The sequence below is a fragment of the Acidobacteriota bacterium genome, from assembly GCA_028875575.1.
GTDB lineage: Bacteria > Acidobacteriota > Terriglobia > Versatilivoradales > Versatilivoraceae > Versatilivorator.
The window spans coordinates 1-19,500 of sequence record JAPPDF010000099.1; the positions used below are offsets into that span (position 1 = coordinate 1).

General features: G+C 63.1%; 20 protein-coding genes. 7 read left to right on the forward strand and 13 right to left on the reverse strand.

The features are described from left to right. Positions 1-495 precede the first annotated feature (495 nt). From OXI69_16710 to accB, 4 genes are all read right to left on the reverse strand, one after another. Entirely contained in the window at positions 496-1,668 is a 1,173-nt protein-coding gene (locus OXI69_16710; protein MDE2667786.1) for an FAD-binding oxidoreductase, read from the reverse strand. A gap of 42 nt (positions 1,669-1,710) precedes the next feature. Then, complete coding sequence (thiE, locus tag OXI69_16715; protein ID MDE2667787.1) at positions 1,711-2,361, reverse strand: thiamine phosphate synthase; 651 nt, start codon at positions 2,359-2,361, stop codon at positions 1,711-1,713. Between the two features lie 72 nt (positions 2,362-2,433). After that, positions 2,434-3,765 (reverse strand): acetyl-CoA carboxylase biotin carboxylase subunit, encoded by a 1,332-nt coding sequence (gene accC, locus OXI69_16720; protein MDE2667788.1) that lies wholly within the window; start codon positions 3,763-3,765, stop codon positions 2,434-2,436. Between the two features lie 147 nt (positions 3,766-3,912). After that, a complete protein-coding gene (gene accB, locus OXI69_16725) occupies positions 3,913-4,401 on the reverse strand; it encodes an acetyl-CoA carboxylase biotin carboxyl carrier protein (protein MDE2667789.1) in 489 nt (162 codons plus the stop codon). A 298-nt stretch (positions 4,402-4,699) separates the two neighbouring features. Here accB and OXI69_16730 point away from each other — a divergent pair, with 298 nt between their 5' ends. Then, complete coding sequence (locus OXI69_16730) at positions 4,700-5,104, forward strand: hypothetical protein (protein ID MDE2667790.1); 405 nt, start codon at positions 4,700-4,702, stop codon at positions 5,102-5,104. A 238-nt stretch (positions 5,105-5,342) separates the two neighbouring features. Here the strand turns inward: OXI69_16730 and pilQ are convergent, their stop codons facing one another. The 5 genes from pilQ to pilM form a co-directional block, all read right to left on the reverse strand. Continuing rightward, positions 5,343-6,761 carry a type IV pilus secretin PilQ gene (gene pilQ / locus OXI69_16735; GenBank protein ID MDE2667791.1) on the reverse strand — a complete coding sequence of 473 codons (1,419 nt, stop codon included), beginning with the start codon at positions 6,759-6,761 and terminating at the stop codon, positions 5,343-5,345. Beyond that, on the reverse strand, positions 6,751-7,725 hold the full coding sequence (gene pilO / locus OXI69_16740; protein MDE2667792.1) for a type 4a pilus biogenesis protein PilO: 975 nt from the start codon (positions 7,723-7,725) through the stop codon (positions 6,751-6,753). The genes pilQ and pilO overlap by 11 nt, the downstream gene beginning before the upstream one ends. A 65-nt stretch (positions 7,726-7,790) precedes the next feature. Next, positions 7,791-8,150: a GxxExxY protein gene (locus tag OXI69_16745; protein ID MDE2667793.1), complete on the reverse strand. Its 360-nt coding sequence runs from the start codon at positions 8,148-8,150 to the stop codon at positions 7,791-7,793. Between the two features lie 137 nt (positions 8,151-8,287). Continuing rightward, positions 8,288-8,911 carry a hypothetical protein gene (locus tag OXI69_16750; protein ID MDE2667794.1) on the reverse strand — a complete coding sequence of 208 codons (624 nt, stop codon included), beginning with the start codon at positions 8,909-8,911 and terminating at the stop codon, positions 8,288-8,290. After that, complete coding sequence (gene pilM, locus OXI69_16755) at positions 8,904-9,956, reverse strand: type IV pilus assembly protein PilM (GenBank protein ID MDE2667795.1); 1,053 nt, start codon at positions 9,954-9,956, stop codon at positions 8,904-8,906. Before pilM ends, OXI69_16750 begins: the two co-directional genes overlap by 8 nt. A 336-nt stretch (positions 9,957-10,292) precedes the next feature. Here pilM and OXI69_16760 point away from each other — a divergent pair, with 336 nt between their 5' ends. Both OXI69_16760 and OXI69_16765 read left to right on the forward strand, forming a co-directional pair. Continuing rightward, positions 10,293-10,529, forward strand: coding sequence for a hypothetical protein (locus OXI69_16760; protein MDE2667796.1), 237 nt, complete (start codon positions 10,293-10,295; stop codon positions 10,527-10,529). 214 nt (positions 10,530-10,743) lie between these two features. After that, a complete protein-coding gene (locus OXI69_16765) occupies positions 10,744-10,944 on the forward strand; it encodes a hypothetical protein (GenBank protein ID MDE2667797.1) in 201 nt (66 codons plus the stop codon). A gap of 155 nt (positions 10,945-11,099) precedes the next feature. Here OXI69_16765 and OXI69_16770 read toward each other — a convergent pair whose 3' ends face one another. Then, positions 11,100-12,452 carry a HEAT repeat domain-containing protein gene (locus tag OXI69_16770; GenBank protein MDE2667798.1) on the reverse strand — a complete coding sequence of 451 codons (1,353 nt, stop codon included), beginning with the start codon at positions 12,450-12,452 and terminating at the stop codon, positions 11,100-11,102. A 92-nt stretch (positions 12,453-12,544) separates the two neighbouring features. Beyond that, positions 12,545-13,057, reverse strand: coding sequence for a DUF2085 domain-containing protein (locus OXI69_16775; GenBank protein ID MDE2667799.1), 513 nt, complete (start codon positions 13,055-13,057; stop codon positions 12,545-12,547). Positions 13,058-13,565: 508 nt separating this feature from the next. Here OXI69_16775 and OXI69_16780 point away from each other — a divergent pair. From OXI69_16780 to tnpA, 3 genes are all read left to right on the forward strand, one after another. Next, on the forward strand, positions 13,566-13,856 hold the full coding sequence (locus OXI69_16780; GenBank protein ID MDE2667800.1) for a hypothetical protein: 291 nt from the start codon (positions 13,566-13,568) through the stop codon (positions 13,854-13,856). Positions 13,857-14,123: 267 nt separating this feature from the next. Continuing rightward, positions 14,124-14,426, forward strand: a complete 303-nt coding sequence (locus OXI69_16785; protein ID MDE2667801.1) for a hypothetical protein — start codon at positions 14,124-14,126, stop codon at positions 14,424-14,426. A gap of 489 nt (positions 14,427-14,915) precedes the next feature. After that, the gene (tnpA, locus tag OXI69_16790; protein ID MDE2667802.1) at positions 14,916-15,380 is read left to right on the forward strand and encodes an IS200/IS605 family transposase; all 465 of its coding nucleotides are present in this window, start codon (positions 14,916-14,918) and stop codon (positions 15,378-15,380) included. 670 nt (positions 15,381-16,050) lie between these two features. Here the strand turns inward: tnpA and OXI69_16795 are convergent. Together OXI69_16795 and OXI69_16800 are read right to left on the reverse strand one after the other, a co-directional pair. Beyond that, positions 16,051-17,256, reverse strand: a complete 1,206-nt coding sequence (locus OXI69_16795; protein ID MDE2667803.1) for an acyl-CoA dehydrogenase family protein — start codon at positions 17,254-17,256, stop codon at positions 16,051-16,053. A 76-nt stretch (positions 17,257-17,332) separates the two neighbouring features. Further along, entirely contained in the window at positions 17,333-17,767 is a 435-nt protein-coding gene (locus tag OXI69_16800; GenBank protein MDE2667804.1) for a hypothetical protein, read from the reverse strand. Between the two features lie 267 nt (positions 17,768-18,034). On the opposite strand from OXI69_16800, the gene OXI69_16805 reads away from it, so the two are divergent. Further along, positions 18,035-18,988: a phosphoesterase gene (locus OXI69_16805; protein MDE2667805.1), complete on the forward strand. Its 954-nt coding sequence runs from the start codon at positions 18,035-18,037 to the stop codon at positions 18,986-18,988. Positions 18,989-19,500: the final 512 nt, after the last annotated feature.

Below are 19,500 nucleotides of genomic sequence, written 5' to 3' on the forward strand. Positions count from 1 at the left end.
CTTGAGGGGGAGTCGGTGAGACAAGGGCTCCGCCCGCAGTCGAACCGGTGGGGGGTAACGCGGCGCTCCGTGGGTGGAGGTCGGCGGTGGGTGGTGTCGTTTTGGTGACGCTGTGCGTTCCGGGAGGGTGCCTTCTATTCGCCGTCGATGCGACGACAGCGGGTAGGTGTGACGTGGGGTGGCTTTTATTTGGGGAAGCAATGCGTTCCAGGACGGGTGCTTCCTATTCGCCGCATTCGCGGCTAGGTTGGCGCGGAACCATACGACCCCGGGTTGACACCCGGGGCCACCCTGAGCCGCTGCTACGCAGCTCTATAAGGATGGCCTGTAGTAAGCGTTTCCTTGCCTACCCACTCCAACCGCAGCTTCGCAGCTCTCCCTTAACCCATAACGCTGCAAGGGGAAAGGTGCTTTTCTTATTGGGATAGTGGCCCGGGAGTCAGCCCGGGCCACCTACAACTAATCACTATCCACTCTCCACTAACCACTGCCGTTCTACGCCCGGTTGCCGCCGTAGGCTCCTCCAATCAGGTCGCCCCGCTGGAACCGCGAGAGTGAGAAGCGGCTGATGTCTGCCGAGCGGGCCTCGCCGTCAACGATCTCCTCGGCCATCAGCTCGCCCACCCCCGGGGCGATCTTGAATCCGTGGCCGCTGAAACCTGCGCACATGTAAAAACCCTCGACCCCCTCCACCCTCCCCAAGATTGGATTCCAGTCGGGTGTGACGTCGTAGAGGCCGGTATAGGCTTCAATCGCCAGCGCCCCGTCGAAGGAAGGAAAACGCTGCAGGAACCGGTCGTGGGTCTCCCGGACGAAGTCGGCATCGGCCGAGCGCTCGTAGCCGTCGGGGTCCACCTGCTGGTACTCCTTGGGAAATCCGCGGCCAACCAAGGTTCGCGAGGATCCGTGGGGACGGTAGTAAATGGCCTTGGCCATGTCCGAGAACACCAATCGGGGAGGGCCTCCCACCTCGGAGGTCTCCATCAGGATCTCCTCCTCCCGGGTCACCTGGATGGGCGCCTGCACCCCGGCCCAGGCGGCCACTCTATCGGCCCAGGGGCCAGCGGCGTTGACCACCACCTCGGTCGAGATCTCCCCCTGCGCGGTGCGCACGCCGGCGATCTTCCGGCTCTCCACCCTCAACCCCTCCACGGGCGTCAGGGGCAGCAGTTGCCCGCCCCGATCCCGGAAGCGCCCGGCATAGGCGGCGGTGGTGGCATGGGGGTCGGCGTAGCCCGCCCCCGGCTCCCAGGCGATCCGGTGCACGTCGCTCAGGTCGATTCGGGGCTCCATCTCCAGCAACTGCCTCTTGTCGATCTCGCGGGTGTCGATGCCCATGCTCCTCTGCATCTCCAGGTTGCGGCTGAAGCCCTCCGAAACGTATTCGGGAACCAGGAAGGCCCAGCCGCAATTCACGAACCCCGGGCTCCCACCGATCTCATCGTCGAAACTGTGGAAGATCTCCACCGACCGCTTCACCAGGCGCACCAGGTCCGGGTGGGAATAGTGCTGCCGGATGATGGCGGCCGAACGGCCCGTCCCTCCCGAGGCGATCAGCCCCTTCTCCAGCAGGACCACCTTGCGCAGTCCGGCTTTGACCAGGTTGTAGGCCGTGCTGGCGCCGTTGACTCCGGCCCCGATCACCACCGCGTCGGCTGTCCGGTGCATCTTGCCTCCTTGCCCTTGTCCTCTCTTCGCCGCCTTGCAGACCTACAGTGTCCGACTTTCGGCCTGACGGGCCAGGTCCCGGTAGCCGGCGGCCCGCTGCCGGACGTCATCGGCCAGCAGCAGGTCCCGGATGACGGCCACCGAGTCCACTCCCGACTCGAACAGCGGCCGAACGTTCTCCAGGGTGATTCCGCCGATGGCCACCAGCGGCTTGGCGACTTGCTCCCGGATGGCTCGGAGCTCCTGCCTGTCAACTACCGGATCGGGATTTTCCTTGGTCCGGGTGGGAAAGACCGGCCCGATGGCAACGTAATCCACCGGAATTTCCTGGGCCTGGCGGGCCTGGTCCAGCCCATGGGTAGAGAGACCGATGATGGCCTGCTCGCCCAGAATCCTGCGGGCCTCGGCGGCAGGCAGGTCCTCCTGGCCCACATGGACCCCGTCGGCCCCGCTGACCAAGGCCAGGTCCGTGCGGTCGTTGACGATGACCTTCAACCCGAGAGGGCGCGCCAGGGACACCAGCCGGCGGCACTCCCGGAACAGATCCCCGGAAGAAAGGTGCTTGCCCCTTAGTTGGACCCACCGCACCCCGGCGCCGGCCAGCCCGTCCAGGACCGGTTCCAGCGGCCGCTGCAGCACCGCCAGGTCGATGATGGGATAGAGCGGGAAGAGCTTGGTGCCTTGGGACGGCATGGGCCTGGAAGGAACGCCTCCTCCGTACCGGCACGGACGCCGGAAACCGGCTCCCCTAGCGCCGGGCGCGGGTCAGGCGTAGCGCTCCATGAACCCGGTATCCAGGCGGCCGGCCAGGAAATCGGGTTCCTTCATGATCCTCTGGTGCAACGGAATGGAAGTGCTCACACCCTCAACGATGAACATTTCCAGGGCCCGCTCCATCCGGCGAACGGCTTCCGGGCGGCTGGGAGCGTGCACCACCAGCTTGGCGATCAGGGAGTCGTAGTAGGGAGGAACCTGACACTCGGAATAGACGGCCGTGTCCACCCGCACCCCAGTGCCTCCCGGCACGTGGAAGACGGTGATCCTCCCAGGCGAGGGCCTGAAGGTCTCGGGGTCCTCGGCATTGATCCGGCATTCGATGCTGTGGCCCCGAAGCCTGGGCGGCTCCTCCAGCTCCAGGGGTTCCCCGGAGGCCATCCGGATCTGCAACTTGACCAGGTCGACGCCGGCGACCATCTCGGTGACGGGGTGCTCCACTTGAATCCGGGTGTTCATTTCCATGAAATAGAAGTTCCGATCCTCGTCCACCAGGAACTCCACCGTTCCGGCGCCGGAGTATCCCACCTCGGCCAGCGCTTCTTCCACCTGCCCGCCGATCCGTTCCCGAGTTTCCTCGTCCACGATCACGGAAGGCGATTCCTCGATCAGCTTCTGGTGCCGCCTCTGGATGGAACACTCACGCTCCCCGAAGTGAACCACCTTGCCGTGCTGGTCGCCCATCACCTGGAACTCGATGTGGCGTGGCTTTTCCAGGTACTTTTCCAGGTAGAGATCGGGCACCCCAAAGGCCAGTCGGGCCTCGTTCTCGGCGGTGGAAAAAGCGGACGACAGCTCGCCGGGGCTGCGCACGATTCTCATGCCGCGACCCCCTCCCCCGGCCGCGGCCTTGACGATGACGGGATAGCCGATGCCGGAGGCAACCTCCAGCGCCTGATCCAGGGATTCCAGGGCCCCCTGGCTCCCCGGAAGCACCGCCAGCCCTGACTGGACCATGCGTGCCCGGGCCCTGGCCTTGTCGCCCATCAGCCGAATCACCTGGGGCGAGGGTCCGATGAAGCGGACGTTGCAGGCTTCGCAGACCTCGGCGAAGTAGGCGTTCTCGGCAAGGTAGCCGTAGCCCGGGTGAACGGCGTCCACGTCGGTGACCTCGGCCGCGCTGATGACGCTGGGAACGTTGAGGTAACTCTCGGAGCTGCGGGCCGGACCCACGCAGACGGCTTCGTCGGCGAAGCGGACGTGCAGCGAGTCCCTGTCAGCCTCCGAAAAGACGGCAACCGTCCGGATACCCAACTCTCGGCAGGCGCAGATCACGCGCAATGCGATCTCGCCACGGTTGGCCACCAGGACTTTCTTGAACATGAAGACTTCCGCCGTTCTCAGGCGGGTTCGACCCGCCTTTTTGAAGTTTTGGGAGGGGCTCAGGCTGGAGGGGGGACCGGAGGAGATCCGGTACGGTCCCTGGAGAGGCCTCCGGCCCGGCCGCCGCCACCCGGTCCGGACCGCAGATCATCCGGTTCGGCGAATCCCGAAAAGCGCCTGATTGTACTCCACGGGCTCGCCGTTGTTCACGTAGATCTCCGCAATTTCCCCGTCGGCATCCGAGGGGATCTCGTTCATCAGCTTCATGGCCTCGACGATGCACAGGATCTGTCCGGACCGCACCCTGTCCGCTACCTGGACGAAGGGATCGGCTTCCGGTTTGGCCGCCCGGTAAAAGGTCCCCACCATGGGGGATCGAATCAGGTGCAGGTCGGGTTCGGCGGCAGCGGGAGGGGGTGCCTCCGCGCCCGAGGGGGATTCCGCTCCGGCAGCACCCGGCAGTTCCGGGGCGGTTCCGGCGGCGGTGCTCTCCACTGTCACGGTGGGCGAGCCGGCTGGAGATGAGGGGGCCTCCTTGCGGATTCTGATCTTGACTCCGGTCCGCTCCAATTCCAGCTCGGTGATTCCGCTGTCGCAAACCGCCTGAATCAACTCCCTGATCTGATCGATGTTCATCCGGTCGCTCCTATTTCCTGCCGGCCGACGGAACGGTTTCGCCACCGGCCCATCCGGCCGCGGCAGAAGCCGCTGTCGCCGGAATAGCGGCTAAGTATAGCCAGAGCCATCGGCAATTACAATATCCAGGATCGACAAGAGGGCACCCCAGGGTCAGGAGAGAATTGTCCGCGAAGAAATCCACACGGGTCCATGTAGCAAGATCGGAAGACTATGGTTATCTCCGTTCACTTTCAATCGGTCCGCTCATCCTGTTCTTGATCCAACCGAGGTCGGTTGCGACTTTGCCCATTTCGACTTGAAGACCGGATACGCCCTTTCGGAGATCGGACAACTCATTCCGGACGCCCTGGATGTCCGTCCTCGTTTCCTTTCGGAGAGCGGCCACTTCACCCTGGACACCCTGGATGTCCGTCCTCGTTTCGGATCGGAGAGCGGCCACTTCACCCTGGACACCCTGGATGTCCGTCCTCGTTTCGGACCGGAGCTTGGCCACTTCACCCTGGACACCCTGGATGTCCGTCCTCGTTTCCATTCGGAGAGCGGCCACTTCACCCTGGACGCCCTGGATGTCCGTCCTCACTTCCGTCCTGACACCACGGATTTCCGCTCCGAGATCCGTCCTGACACCACGGATTTCCGTTCTGAGGTCGTCGATGTTCTTGCCAATGGCGGCATGGGCCTGGCCGGCATTGCGCCATAGCCCCACACCTACCCCAATGATTGCGATGAGGATGGTCAAAACGGAACCAAACCCAAACAAGGGCAACCACTGGATCAACTGGTTATCCACCGCCAACTCCTTTCGACTTGACGACTACAATTCTACTATCGTTGGACCCGATCCGTACCCTTCCGCTCAAGATTGAGGGGTGCGGGTGCCACCCCTCGCACCGTCCGACCCTGTTCTCAAGAAGGCTCCCCTCCTGAGTTCCCCAGCCCTACAAAATCCTCGGCGAAAGGAAGAACAGCAGTTCCCGGGTTTCCCGGACCAGGGAGCGGTTCCGGAACAGGGCGCCCACGATCGGGATTTCTCCCAGCCCGGGCACCTGGCTGCGGCTGTCTTGCCGGCTGTCGATGAGAATTCCACCGATCACCACCGTGCCGCCGTTTTCCACCAGGATGGTGGTAGTGGTCTGGTGGGTGTTGACCGTGGGAATCCCCTGGACCTGGCGGGAAAAATCGGGAGTGGAATTTTCGATATCCACACTCAGCAGGATGGCGTCCTGCCGGGTTATTCGCGGGGTCACGGTGAGCCGCAGCACAAAATCGATGAAGCGGGCCGAGACGGTGTTGTTCACGGTAGTCTGGATGGGGATCTGAATTCCCTGCTTCACCACCCCTTGCACGTTGTTCTGGGTCAGGATTTTGGGCTTGGAGAGCAGCTTGGCGTTCCCCTTGCGCTCGGCGGCGGTAATGAGGGCATCCAGAACAAAGTCGGACGCCAGGCCGGCGGCGAGGTTCAGGGGACTGGCCGGCACGCCCGTTCGAAGGTCGAGGCTCAACCGCGAGTTTCTCTCCTCCGTGTCCGGCTCTCCGCCGGCGACTGGAGCCTCCAGCACCGGAAAGCGGCTGAAGCCAGGCTCGGGACTCGATTCCTTCTGCTGCCCTCCACCCCCATGATCCCCGTAGAGCGCGCTCCATCGGATCCCGATGTCCTGCAGAAAACTCCGGCTGGCAGCCACCACCCGGGCTTCGATCTCCACCTGGCGGACCTTGCGGTCCAGTTGGCGCAAGAGGGCTTCCACCGCATCCAGCCTGGAAGGAATGTCCGAAATGACCAGGGCGTTGGTGCGTTCATCCACGATGATGTCTCCACGGGGGGAGAGAGCCTTCTTGAGAATCGGGCTCAGTTCCGCCGCCTTGGCGAAGCTGGGCCGGCGAATGCGGATCTCGAGCTCGGCGGCCGCCATTCTGGCCTGGGCCAGCCGCTGTTGTTGCTGCTGTTCCGCCTCCAGGGTCGACAACCTGGCGATCCTGAGCACGTTGCCGCTCAAGTGCCTGCCCATGCCCTGGTTCTCCAGCACCACGTCCAGAGCCTGGTCCCAGGGGACCTCCTTGAGAAACAGGGTGAGAGACCCTTCCACGTCGGGGTCCAGCACGATGTTGAGGCCGCTGATCCCGCCGATGAGCCGAAAGAAGTCCTTCAAGTCGGCGTCTTTCAGATCCAGAGAGATCCTTTCCCCGCTGTCCCCGGCCTCGGCCGGGGACGCCGGAGGCCGCGCCTCGGCGGCAGGCTCGGGTTTCGACCCGCCGGACTCTGCCGCATGGCACCAGCCCCAGGGCCCGACGACTCCCAGCCAACAAAACCACAGCCGGCATCCCCAACGAGCCGGGCGACGCCGGACACTAATTCCCATGGCCGGCCTCCACTGGCCCCGCATGCAGCTTCTTTATCACCCGGAGGGTCCGTGTCCGTCCGGCGCCACCGTCAACCCGGTGCGCGAAGACCACTCCGTCCCTTCCGATCTCCAACACCTGCCCGTCGAACAGTCGATCGCCCTTTTTCAGCACAAAGGACCGGTCACGCAGACCGGTGACCAGGGCCGTGAATTCCCCACCGGCCTCCACCAACCCCACCAGCTTCAGTTCCGATACCCGTTGTCCCTTCAAGCCCCGCGGCCTGACCAGGGCGGGCGCGTCGCGAGGAGCGGATGCGGGAGCCCGCGGCAGGCGGAAGGGATCGCGCCTCCCCCTGGCCCGGTAGCGAAAGGTTGTCCGCCGGGCGGGCTGAGCAGGTTCGACAGGAGCCTCGACCGCAGCGGCAGCCGGCCGGTAGCGGTGGAGGACAGCGGTAAGGTCGGCGGTGAGGGTGTGAGGGGAATCCTCGGAGCCGGCAGCCGAGATCCGCAGGTCTTCCAGACTTACAATGGAGGCCAGCCCGGCCAGCTTGCCGCAGAAGTCTCCCAGGCCGTGGTAGGCGCCGGCCAGCACCAGCCCATGCGGCTGTTGGGAGAAGGTCTCGCCTTCCTGTCCGGGCATCTTCCGAATCCCCTTCACTTTCAATCCGGACTCCGCTGCCGCCTCCTGCAGTTGACGCAGCAGGCTGGTCGCCGCTTCCTTCTCCGGGAGCGCAGCCTGCAGGCTCGCCAGCCTGGAGGCCAGCCGTCGGTTCCGGCTCGACCGGTCCTGGAGCCGCTGCTGCAGCTCCGCTCCCTGCTCCAATTCCCGGCTCAATGCGTCCAACTGCTGCCGCTGCAACTCGATTTCAGCCCCGAAGCCGGAGACAAGGAGATACCAGCCCAGAGCCAGGACCAGGCCTCCCAAAGCCAGGGGTATGCCCAACCAATTCAGCCAGGGAGAAATGGCAGTGGCGAGGGTCATGGGGTCGCTTCTTTGTCGGGTTCGACCTGGTGCAAAATGCTGTCTAACCACAAAATGCACAAAAGTCACAAAATGAATTTCTTGATTTCCAGTCGTGGCGATCCGAAGTTGATCAGCATGGCGTCGCGTTGACCGGATGCACGCAGATAGCCCAGCACTTGTCCGGCATGTTCGGGAGTCAGCACTTTGCAGGCTTTCAATTCAAGGATGAGGCAGTTTTCTACAAACAAGTCAGCAAAGTAGTTGCCAAGGATCGCACCGTCCTCATCCCGTACCTGCAGGGCTCTTTGTCGTTCGACAGCCAGTCCAATTTTTCTCAGACGGTGGGCCATCCCGTTTTCGTATACCTTCTCGAGATGCCCGTTGCGAAGATATCCATGCAGGTCGAAGGCCGTCTGCCGGATCTGATCGCACAAATCCCTCATGCCTTGGTCGTTTCTCATCGTTCCGCTCTATTTGTGTTTTTGTGCCTTTTGTGGTCATTGCTGCTAACGCTCCCGCTGCGGAATGCTGCAAACGCCTCAATAGATAATCTCCGGGCTCTGGGCACCTCCCGAGCCTTTCACTCCAGATCGCCCGTTCCGCCGGACGCCTCCTCCACCCCCTTGCCGGGTTCCTCGGGAACAGCCCCCACAAAGGAAACGGCGAAGGCGTAGTGGCCGTTCTGTTCCTGGAAATGGATGAGTTCTACTCCATGGAATTCGGCGGCGTGCTGCAAACGAGCGATGAACTCCGAAACCCGGGAGGATTCCCCCGAGACCAGGCCGCGGAGCGAGAAAGCCCCGTCCTTCCGGCTCAGTTCCCGAAGACGCAGCCCCGGAACCACCTCGACGCAATCGCTCAGCACATCCAGCACCCTGACCGGATACGCCTGGAGCGCCCTGAACCGCTCAATGTCCCGGATACGCCGCTCCATCCCCCGGCCCTGTTGTTCCAGCCCCTGAAGTTCCCGGGCCAGGTCCTGGTGGTCCTGCTTCTGCCGGCGCACCTGCTGAATGCGAGCCTCCAGCCGCTGACCAAGGGCCGCCTGCTCCATGCGCCAATTCAGGACGACGGTCGCCGCGCCCAGGGTCATACCCAGGGCCAACAACCTCTGAAGAGTGCGACCCCGGTCGACCCGGCCCGACCGTGCCGGCGGACCCGCCAACCCGGCTCCGGCATCGCCCAGCAGGTTGATCCTAATCATGGAAGCCCCTTAGAGCCAGACCCACCGCCACCGCCAGGCTGGGAGCCTTCCGGTAGAGAGTCTCCTCCCCGACACCTCTCCCGACGGCAATGCTCCTGAAGGGGTCCAAGGGCTCCAGGGGAAGATCGAGCCCGTTCTGCATCCGGTCGATCAGCCCCGCCAGTTCGGAGCACCCGCCACTCACGTACACCCGCTGTATGGATTCGCCCTCGTCGGCGGCTTCAAACAGGTCCAGGGTCTTGCGAATCTCCAGCACCAGGGTCTCCGTCGCCGATTGGAGAAGTGCGGCCGACGGACAGGCTTCCAGGGCTTCCACCGCGCTCTCCTTTTTCAACCGCTCGGCTTCCTCGAAACCGATCCCGAGCTGCTTCTGCAGCAATTCGGTCAACTGGTGGCCGCCTGCCGACAAGTCACGGGTAAACAGCGGGAGGCCGCCCCGGGTCACCACCACGTTGGTGACGCCGGCTCCGATATGGAGCAGGGCGGCCGTAACCGAGGAGCCGGGACCGTAGTTGGCCTCGTAGGCGTTCTGCAGGGCAAAGCCGTCCACATCCACGATCACGGGAGAGAGGCCGGCCCCGGCGATGGCCTGGAGGCGGCTCGCAATCCTCTCCTTGCGGGCTGCCACCAGCAGAACCTGGGTGTCGTCCCTGCCGGTGACGCTTGCCAGAACCTGGTGGTCCAGATGCACGTCCGACAGATCGAAGGGAATGACCTGCCGGGCTTCCCACTGGATGGATTCCTCCAGTTCTTCCCGGCTCATCGCCGGCAGGGTGAGCTTCTTGACGATCACCGAGTTTCCCGAAACCGAGGTGGCCACCCTTCGGGACCTGATCCGGCTGCGGCTGAAGACCCTGCGGATGGCTGCTGACACCGAGTCCGCATCCTCGATGGCCCCCTCGGCCACCGCCCCCGGCTCCAGGGGCTCCAGCCCGGCTCGAACCAACTCGAAACCGGACCGGACACGGCGCAGTTCCACCGCCTTGACGGCGCTGGATCCCAAGTCCAGGCCTGCCAGGGATTCGGCTCCGGAAAACAGACCCATCCGCAAACTCCTGCAAAGCCACGTGGGGAGGGGAAAAGGAGGGAGAATGCGGCAGAGCGCGGACGCCCGGAGGAGAGCAATCAGGGGACCGCTTGCCGGTCTGCTACGGTCTCAAAAACCGAACCGACCGACCGACGAGGAAGATGCAACGGGAGGGAGTAAACAGGAAAATCTTAAGGTGAAAGGGAACCGCTGTCAAGTTGGTATGACGCAGGCATACCCCTCTCAAGCCCAGCTTGCCATGATACAATAACCAATGATCCGCCAACATCGGAAATTCATGACTTGTCTGATCGCCCTCTCGGCAGGTTCGTTACAGTGAAAGGAGCATCGACAATGAAGATCAGCCCGGAGTTGATCGCTATTTGCATCCTTGGCGTAGCTTTGGTCAGCCTCGGATGGAAGGTCTCGACCGACACCCGACAGGAGTTGAAGCAAGAAATTTACCATGTCCGAGAAGACGTGGCCGTTCTTGGCGATCGCATCGGCAGCCTGGAGCAGCGCATGGCCCGATTGGAAGGCTGGATTGAGGGTCGCTTTACCGAGGAATTGAAGGCCAAGCCCGCCAAGTAGCTGCTCCTTGCTGTCACTGCCTACGCAACTTTCTGAAAGCCCCGGCCGGCGGCCGGGGTTTTCTGTTTCCAGCCCCCCAAGCGCTGTGCAGACTCCCTCCACTCATGTTCCGCCTATCGTGGTAGACTGGGAACGTGAGTTGTCAACAACAGAAATCATTGACTTGTCCGATCTCCCTCGCAGCAGGTTCGTCACAGTGAAAGGAGCATCGACAATGAATATCAGTCCGGAGTTGATTGCCATCGCCATTCTCGGAGTATCCCTGGTCAGCCTGGGATGGAAGGTGACCGGAGACTTGAGCGGGGAAATCCATCTTGTCCGAGAAGATGTGGCCGATCTCAGAGAACGGATGGCTCGGCTGGAAGGACTGTTCGAGGGATTTACCAGGGGAGAATTGATCAAGGAAAAGAAGTGACGGCAGCCCCGGGCTCATCCCTGGGGCCGGACGCTGACGCAACCTTGGCGGCAACGAAAAACCCCCGGGTCGAGCCCGGGGGTTTTTTGTTTTCGTCACCGGCAGAAACTTCGGAGTCTGGGGGAAACTCAAAAAGCCTCGACTGAACCACGCCCTTACCGCGCCCCGATGCGGCGCAGGGCCCGGGTGGCTTCCGACACCACCCCGGTGTCGTCGTCCTTCAAAAGGGGCCGCAGTTTCTCGGCGGTAGCGCTGTCCCCGATCTGCCCCAGGACCAGGCAGAGTCGCCTGCGGATCAAGGGGTTGCTGTCATTCAGGTAGTTCACCAGCTCCGGCGCCACCCGCGTCTTCAATTCGAGCAGGTAGGCCTGGGCTTGCTGGTGGATCGTCCGCTCCTTGAGGGCCGCCACCATCTGGTCCAGGTACTCCGTGCGTCCCAGGCCGTAGAGAGCAAAGCTCATGGCCAGCCGAGGGGCGGGCTTCTTCTCGGCCAGAAAGGCCTTCGACACATCCCCCGCCACCGAATCATCTCCCGCCCGGCCGATGCCCTCGGCGGCAAACTGGCGGTACCTGGGACCTCCGTCGCTCAGGTGGCGCCGAAACACGGGCAGCGATCTGGGGTCGCCGATGAGCGCCATGGCCTCCAAGCAATTCAGCCGGACATCGCGGCCGGGATTCTGGTCGTAGAGTGTCTGAATCTGAGGCAGCGCCTCCAGGCTCTTGAACAGGCCCAGGGTCAGGAGGGCCTCGTTGCGCACCTTCTTGTTGGTGTTCAGAAGATAGGGCTGGACCTCCCCTGCCACCGAGCGGTCCCTGATCTTGTAGAACGCCCGCAGAATGGCCACCTGCAGATTGGGCTCGGCGCCGTTCATCCCCTCCACCATCTTGGGAATGGCCGCCTTTCCACGCAACACCCCCAAGGCGTTGGCCGCATAGAAGCGTACCTCTCTATGGGAGTCGCGCAGGCGCGCGGCAATGCCGTCAATGACCGCCGGAGCCACCTTCACGTCGGGCTCGATGACGGTGTCGTCGCTGGGTACCGGGCCGCTGAAGGGATTCAGCCGCGCGTAGAGGCGCTTGGCCTCCCGGGTCAGGAAAGAGCTGGCGTCCTTCTCGGTATAGAGGTTGACCAGGGCGATGACGGCCTCCCGGCGAACTTCGGGCACCCCGTCCTCGAGAGCCTTCAACAGCATGGTGACGGCGCCGGTATCCCTGATCAGACCCAAGGACTTGACGGCTGCGCGGCGAACCTCGGGATCCTTGTCCCCTACCGCCCCCAGCAGCGGGGGCGTAGCCTCCCGGCTGAGCGTCTCGCCAAGCTCGCGGGCCGCCTTCCTGCGGTCACCGGCCTTCTTGCTTTTCAGCTTTTCTCGCAGTCCCTCAATAGAATCCCCCATGGCAAAGGGGACCAGCGGGGCTCCGGCGGGGCACAGGAGGAGCAATCCACTCGCCAGGCCCACCAGCAGGATGCGGCAGAACTCTTTTCTCGCCCTGCAGGAAACGCTCATGCTTCCCTCTCTTCTGACTCAGACCGATCCAATCCGGGATGGAGCTGCGCTCTTGCGGACGCCACACTCTTGCAGCTGCTTCACCCTCCAGGTCATTGTCCCATATTCCCGCGGTGGGGTACAGGCCGCGCGAGGGGTCGGCACTCCAGGTACAGCGTCACATAGAGCCCCAACGCCGTGCCTGCCAGACCGCCGGTGACGACCCGCGACCAGAGGGTGCTGTGCCACACTCCCGCCAGGTCCAGGCCGGCGTCCAGGGCGGTGAGCAGGAGCGGGCCCAGCAGCAGGGCCCGATGGCCCAGAATCCAGCCCGCGTGCCCCCGGACCGGCGCAGCCAGCAGCACGCCCAGGAACCCGCCCAGGTAGAGAGCCAGGCAGCGGGTGCATACCGGCAGGAAGACGCCCGCAAGGCTGAGGGACCGTTGGGGGTCCTGGTGGCAGAGGTGGGAAAAGAGGAACCGAACCGACAGGGCCACCCCGGCCTCTCCCTGGAGAACCAGCCAGGGGAACAGCAGAATGGCGGCGCAGCAAATCCCGGAACCCGCCAGCAGAAGTGGCCAAGGCCAGCGACGGCGGGACTGTCGGGAAGAATGGGTGGGGTTCATGGAGGTCCGGCTGCCCGGGTTATTACGTCTGGGGCGTCATTCTGGAGAAGCTGTGCGTTCCGAACGGGTGCTTCCTATTCGCCGCATTCGCGGCTAGGTTGGCGCGAAACCGATACGACCCCGGGCTGCCGCCTCCGCTACCCAGAGGACTCCGGGTTTGCTGCCAAACGCGACTCCCCCCGGCCTCCTCTTTGCTCACCCCGCAGGCGACACGAGGCCGCGGCTTCGCAGCTCTATAAGGATGGCCTGTAAGAAACGTTTCCTCGGTTCAACACGTCAACCGCAGCCTCGCAGCTCTCGCCTAAGCAACGACACTGCCTGCGGATAGGATTTTTCAATAGTGTATCTACGGCGGGTAATTCAATTCCCGCCTCGCGCCATACAGGCTTTCTTCTTTCGAGTCGGGCCTATTGTGGTAGTCTTTTTCTGTGAGTTGTCAACAACAGAACCATTTGCCTTGTCTGATCTCCCTCTCAGCGGGTCCGTTATACTGGGAGGAGAATCAGCGATGACCATCAGTGCGGAATTGATTGCGATCGGCATTCTGGGGGTATCCCTGGTCAGCCTCGGATGGAAGGTGACCGGAGACTTGCGCCAGGAAATCCACCAGGTGACCGTAGACCTCCGACAGGAAATCCACCAGGTACGCCAAGATGTTACCGTACTTGGCGATCGCATCGGCGGCCTGGAGCACCGCATGGGCAAGCTGGAGCAGCGCATGGCCCGGTTGGAAGGCTGGATCGAGGGTCGCTTTGTCAAGCAACCGGAGTTGAAGGCCAAGCCGGCACCCAGCCGCTGACCGAGTGTCACTCCCACCTGACGCTCGGCAGGTTCGTATCTGTCTCCCTTACATTAATTGGTATCCCCGAAGACGCTGCCGGTGCTTCAGCGCGCGCGGCATCCCAACGGTTTGCCGACTCCCGCATGAGGGAAATCCGCTTGAGCTCAATTCGTTCAAGTCGGGCCTTTCGTGGTACACTGGCTTCGTAAGTCTTCAACAAAAGAACATCTTGCCCTGTCTGATCTCCCTCTCGGCAAGTCCGAAAAAGTGGAAGGAGAATCAGCGATGACCATCAGCGCGGAATTGATTGCGATCGGCATTCTGGGTGTGTCCCTGGTCAGCCTTGGATGGAAGGTGACCGGAGACTTGCGCCAGGAAATTCACGACGTGCGCAATAAGGTGACTAGTGAGCTGCGCCAGGAAATCCACCAGGTACGCCAAGATGTTACCGTACTTGGCGATCGCATCGGCAGCCTGGACCACCGCATGGGCAAGCTGGAACAGCGCATGGCCCGGTTGGAAGGCTGGATCGAGGGTCGCTTTGTCAAGCAACCGGAGTTGAAGGCCAAGCCGGCACCCAGCCGTTGACTGAGGGTCGCTCCCGCCTGACGCTTGGCACGTTCGTATCCATCTCCCCTACATAAAATCGTTCACTTCGCGACGCTACCGGCGCCAGCGATCCAATGGCTTGCGCCTAGGGTGGCGTTCTGGAGGGGTTGTGCGTAATCCGACGGTGCTTCTAATTCGCCGCCTACGCGGCTAGGTTCGTGCAGAACCCATACGACCCCGGGCTGCCGCCCGGGGCGACCCTAAGCCGCAGCTACGCTGCTCTAAAAGGATGGCCCGTAGGGTACGCTTCCTCGGACGAACCACGCCAACCGCGGTTTCACCGCTCTCCCCGAAATCACGACACTGCATGAACGCGACGATTTAATGCGACCATTAAATGTCACGACACCGCGTGGACGTATCGATCTAAAATTGTCCCCTTTCTCCCTCACATCATTGTGCCGCAAACGCGGCCTCAACAAGATTCCATGGGCCTCAGCCCACGGAACTCAATGGAGGGAATCAGCCGTGGCCAGCTACACCAAACTGACCTACCACGTAGTGTTTGGCACCAAATACCGCGCCAAATCGATTCGGCAGCAGATCCGGGAGCCGCTCTACCAGTATATCGCACACGTTATTCGGGACCGGTCAGGACATCTGATAGAAATCGGCGGCATTGAAGACCATTTGCACGTGCTGGCCAATTTTTCGCCGACAAGCTCCGTGTCCGACATGGTTCGGGATATCAAGGCCAACGCCGCACGATGGGTTAACGGACTCACAGAAACCAAGAATCGCCTGGCATGGCAAAAGGGCTTCAGCGCGTTCACCGTGAGCTCTTCCAGTATCACACCCGTTCGAGCCTACATCCTCAATCAGCGCGAACATCATCGGACGTGCACCTTCGAAGAAGAATACACCGAACTCCTTAAACGCCACCAAATCGAGTTCGACCCTCGCTACCTGTTCGAAGCCGAACACCGAGGGTGATCTGATCTCCCAATCTCACTTCCGGGAATAACTCGAAAAAACCCTGTCCCATCGCAGTGTCGCGACCCAAGGGGGAGCTGCGAAGCTGCGGTTGACGTGGCTATCCAAGGAAACCTCCCCTACAAGCCATCCTTATAAAGCAGCGTAGCTGCGGCTCAGGGTAGCCCCGGGCGGCAGCCCGGGGTCGTTGCGGTTCCGCACCAACCCAGCCGCGTATGCGGCGAATAGAAAGCACCCGTTCGGCAACGCATTGCTTCTCCAAGTAAACACCGCCCCACGCCACGTCTACCCTCTGTCGTCGCATCGGCGGCGAATTGCCCGCACCCATTGGATAAGGTTGATCATGTCTCCCAACGCCACGTCCGGGGATTTAAAAAAACCCTGTCCCATCGCAGTGTCGCGACCCAAGGGGGAGCTGCGAAGCTGCGGTTGACGTGGCTATCCAAGGAAACCTCCCCTACAAGCCATCCTTATAAAGCAGCGTAGCTGCGGCTCAGGGTAGCCCCGGGCGGCAGCCCGGGGTCGTTGCGATCCCGCGCCAACCCAGCCGCGTATGCGGCGCATAGAAAGCACCCGTTCTGGAACGCATTGCTTCTCCAAGTAAACACCGCCCCACGCCACAATTACCCCCCTTCGCCACCTTCACCGCTCAATCCTAGAGCCCCCCTCCTCACGACTCCGGCACCCCCGGCAAATCACACCGCCGAGGCCTATCACTCCGAAACCCCAACGCATAATCCGCCTGCATGAGCGTGTGGATCTCCCTCGTCCCCTCGTAGATCACCGCCCCCTTGCAGTTCCGGTAGAAGCGACCCACCGGATACTCGTCCGAGAAGCCGTTGGCGCCGTGGATCTGGACCGCGTCGGAGGCGGCCCGCTCCGAGGCCACGGTGGCGTGCCACTTGGCCAGGGAGGTCTCGCGGTTGTTGCGCCGCCCCTGGTTCTTGAGCCAGCCGCAGCGCAGCCACAGCAGCCGGGAGGTCTCGTAGTCCCGCACCATCCCGGCGATCATCTCCTTGACCAACTGGTGGCGGGCGATGGGCACCTCGAAGGTGCGTCGCCCCAGGGCGTACTTCCTGCTGGCGTCCAGGCAGGCCCGAATCAGCCCGGTGGCCCCGGCCGCCACCGTGTAGCGCCCCTGCTCCAGGGCGAACATGGCGATCTTGAACCCCTCGCCCTCCTTTCCCAGCCGGTTGGCGGCAGGGACCCGAACATCCTGCAGGCTGAAGTGGCCGGTATTCCCGGCCCGAATGCCCCACTTCCGATGGTGGGTCCCGCTGGAAAAACCCTTCATGGAGCGTTCCACCAGGAAGGCGCTCAAACCGCGGTGGTCCCGGCGTTCCCGCTTGTCGGGATCGGTCCAGGCAAACACCAGGAAGTGGTCGGCCACGTCGGCCAGCGAGATCCAGGTCTTTTCGCCGTTGAGGATGTAATGGGCGCCGTCGCGCCGGGCCGTGGTGCGGATTCCCACCACGTCGCTGCCGGCATCGGGTTCGGTCAGGCCGAAGGTAGCGAGCTTTTCTCCCCGGGCCTGGGGCTTGAGCCAGCGCTCCTTCTGCTCCTCGCTACCCCAGCTCAACAGCGTCAGGCCGTGCAGCGCCAGGTGCACCGAGAGAATGACCCGCAGGGAGGTGTCTCCGTATTCCAGCTCCTCGCAAGCCAGCCCCAGGCTGATGTAGTCGAAATCGAAACCGCCGTGGCGGGAGGGGATGCAGAGACCCAGCAGGCCCAGCCTGGCCATCTTGGGCAGCAGGGATCGGTCGAATCGGCCTTCGGAATCGTTGCGGCCGATGTCCGGAAGCACCTCCCGGGACACGAACTGCCGCACCAACTCCTGCACGCTCAGATGGACCTCGGAGAGATCGAAGCCGATCATGCCACTCCCCCAAGCCGTCCCTGCCTCCGAAACCCGCGGGTCTCCGGCCGCAAGGGAACGAACCGCGCCGGACCGATCAGGAATGCAGGGAACCGAGATAGACCGAGACGACCACCACCGCCAATGCCACAATAAGGCCCCAGGTCAGCAGGTGGCTTCGCGGAGAGAGCGGGTCGGAACCGGGTGAACGCCCGGCAAGAGCCGCGATGACGAGCGCCAGCACCGCAAGCGCCAGCACCAGCTTGGCCAGGAAGACCTCCAGGTTGGGTGCCAGGTTGGCTCTCCAACCCAGGTGGATGTTGTAGAGACCGGAAATCAGGGTCCCGGCGATACCGCCGTGGACCAGCATCTTGAGGCGAATCTTGAGGCTCAGAAAGAAGTCGCGGCGGCTCTCCTGGCTCCGGTTTGCCAGGGCGGGCCGCAGCACCAGCACCAGAAAGGCGGTCGATCCGATCAGGACGGCCACCGAGGACAAGTGCAGCCAGCGCATCAGCAGGTTCAACCACTCCATGGACCCATCTCCTTTGGCCGGTTTGGAAGGCTGCGGGCGAACCCGCAAGCAGGCCCGCCGCGCCCTGCCGGCCATGGTACCACAAGTCGGAGCTCCCTCTAGGACGGGGATTCCCCTAATCCGACCGGCGTCGGGGGAGGCCCCGGGCAGACAGCCGCGCCCCGGGAAAGTGCTTGTTTGGAGGGGATGACTCTGGTACTACTAGCCTGCGTTTCTTACTGGAGCGCATCCTGGCCGGCAGGCCCAACGCCGACGGACTCAAGCGCCATGAACTGCCACATCCTCTATCACGACAACTGCTTCGACGGCGCCTGTTCGGCCGCCGTCTTCATGCGCTTCTACCTCTCCAGGATCGAACCCGGGTCCGGCTTCCGGCTGTTCGGCATGGCCCACCAGCCCCGCCAGACCTTTCCCGACCACCTCTTCGGAGGGGACGACAACGCCATTGTGGACTTCAAGTACGCCAGCCACGAGCGGCTGACCTGGTGGTTCGACCACCACTACAGCGCCTTTCTGACTCCCGAGGACGAGGCCCACTTCCGCAGCCGGAACAGCGACCGCATGTTCCACGATACCAGCTACAAGTCCTGCACCAAGATGATCGCCACCATCGGCCACAGCCGCTTCGGCTTCGACCCGGGAATGCTGGAAGACCTCATCCACTGGGCCGACATCGTGGACGGCGCCCTCTACGCCAGCGCCCGGGAAGCGGTCGAGGTGGGCGAACCGGCCCAGAAGTTGGCGGCCGTCATCGAGGCCAACCGCGACACCGCCTTCTCCCACCGCATCATCCGCCAACTCTCCCGGCAGCCCCTCAACCAGGTAGCCACCCAAGCCGAGGTGATGGACCGCTACCGGCCCCTGCACCAACGCCATTCCGAGAACATCCGCATCATCGCCGATGTCTGCGAATGCATTCGCGGGGTGACCTTCTTCGACCTGATCCCCTTCGGCCTGGAGGGCTACAACAAGTTCATCCCCTACCATCTCCACCCCGAAGGCGATTACCACGTCAGCCTGATGCAATCTCCCCAACGCACCAAGATCTCGGTAGGCTCTAACCCCTGGAGTCCCAACCCGCGCCGCCACAACCTGGCCCGCATCTGCGAGCGCTACGGCGGCGGCGGGCATCCGGTGGTGGCTGCCATCTCCTTCCCTCCCGACCAACCCCAAAAAGCAAGGCAGGCGGCGCGGGAGATCGTGGAAGAACTGCAGGGATAAAAAGGAGTCGTCCGCCAAGGGCCGGGAACGGGGAAGGAGCAAAGACCCACCCGGGAGCGCGGGCGTCTCGCCCGCATTAGACTTGGCAGAACGGAAACAAACCCCACAAAGGCCGGTTTGGCGCGCTTTGCGAGGCAGTGGCCCCTGGATGGCAGGTCGTTTACACGAATAAGGTTACGGGCGGGACCCACCCGGGAGCGCGGGCGTCTCGCCCGCACAAGACCCGGCAAAACGGAAACAAACCCCGTAAAGGCGGGTTCGGTGCGCTTTGCGAGGGAGTGACCCTGGATGGCAGATCGTTTACACGAATAAGGTCGCGGGCGGAACCCACCCGGGAGCGCGGGCGTCTCGCCCGCATAGGACCTGGCAGAACGGAAACAAGCCCCGTAAAGGCGGGTTCGGTGCGCTTTGCGAGGCAGTGGCCCTGGATGGCAGGTCGTTTACACGAATAAGGTTGCGGGCGGGACGCCCGCGTTCCCGGGTGAAGGTTGCGGGCGGGACGCCCGCGCTCC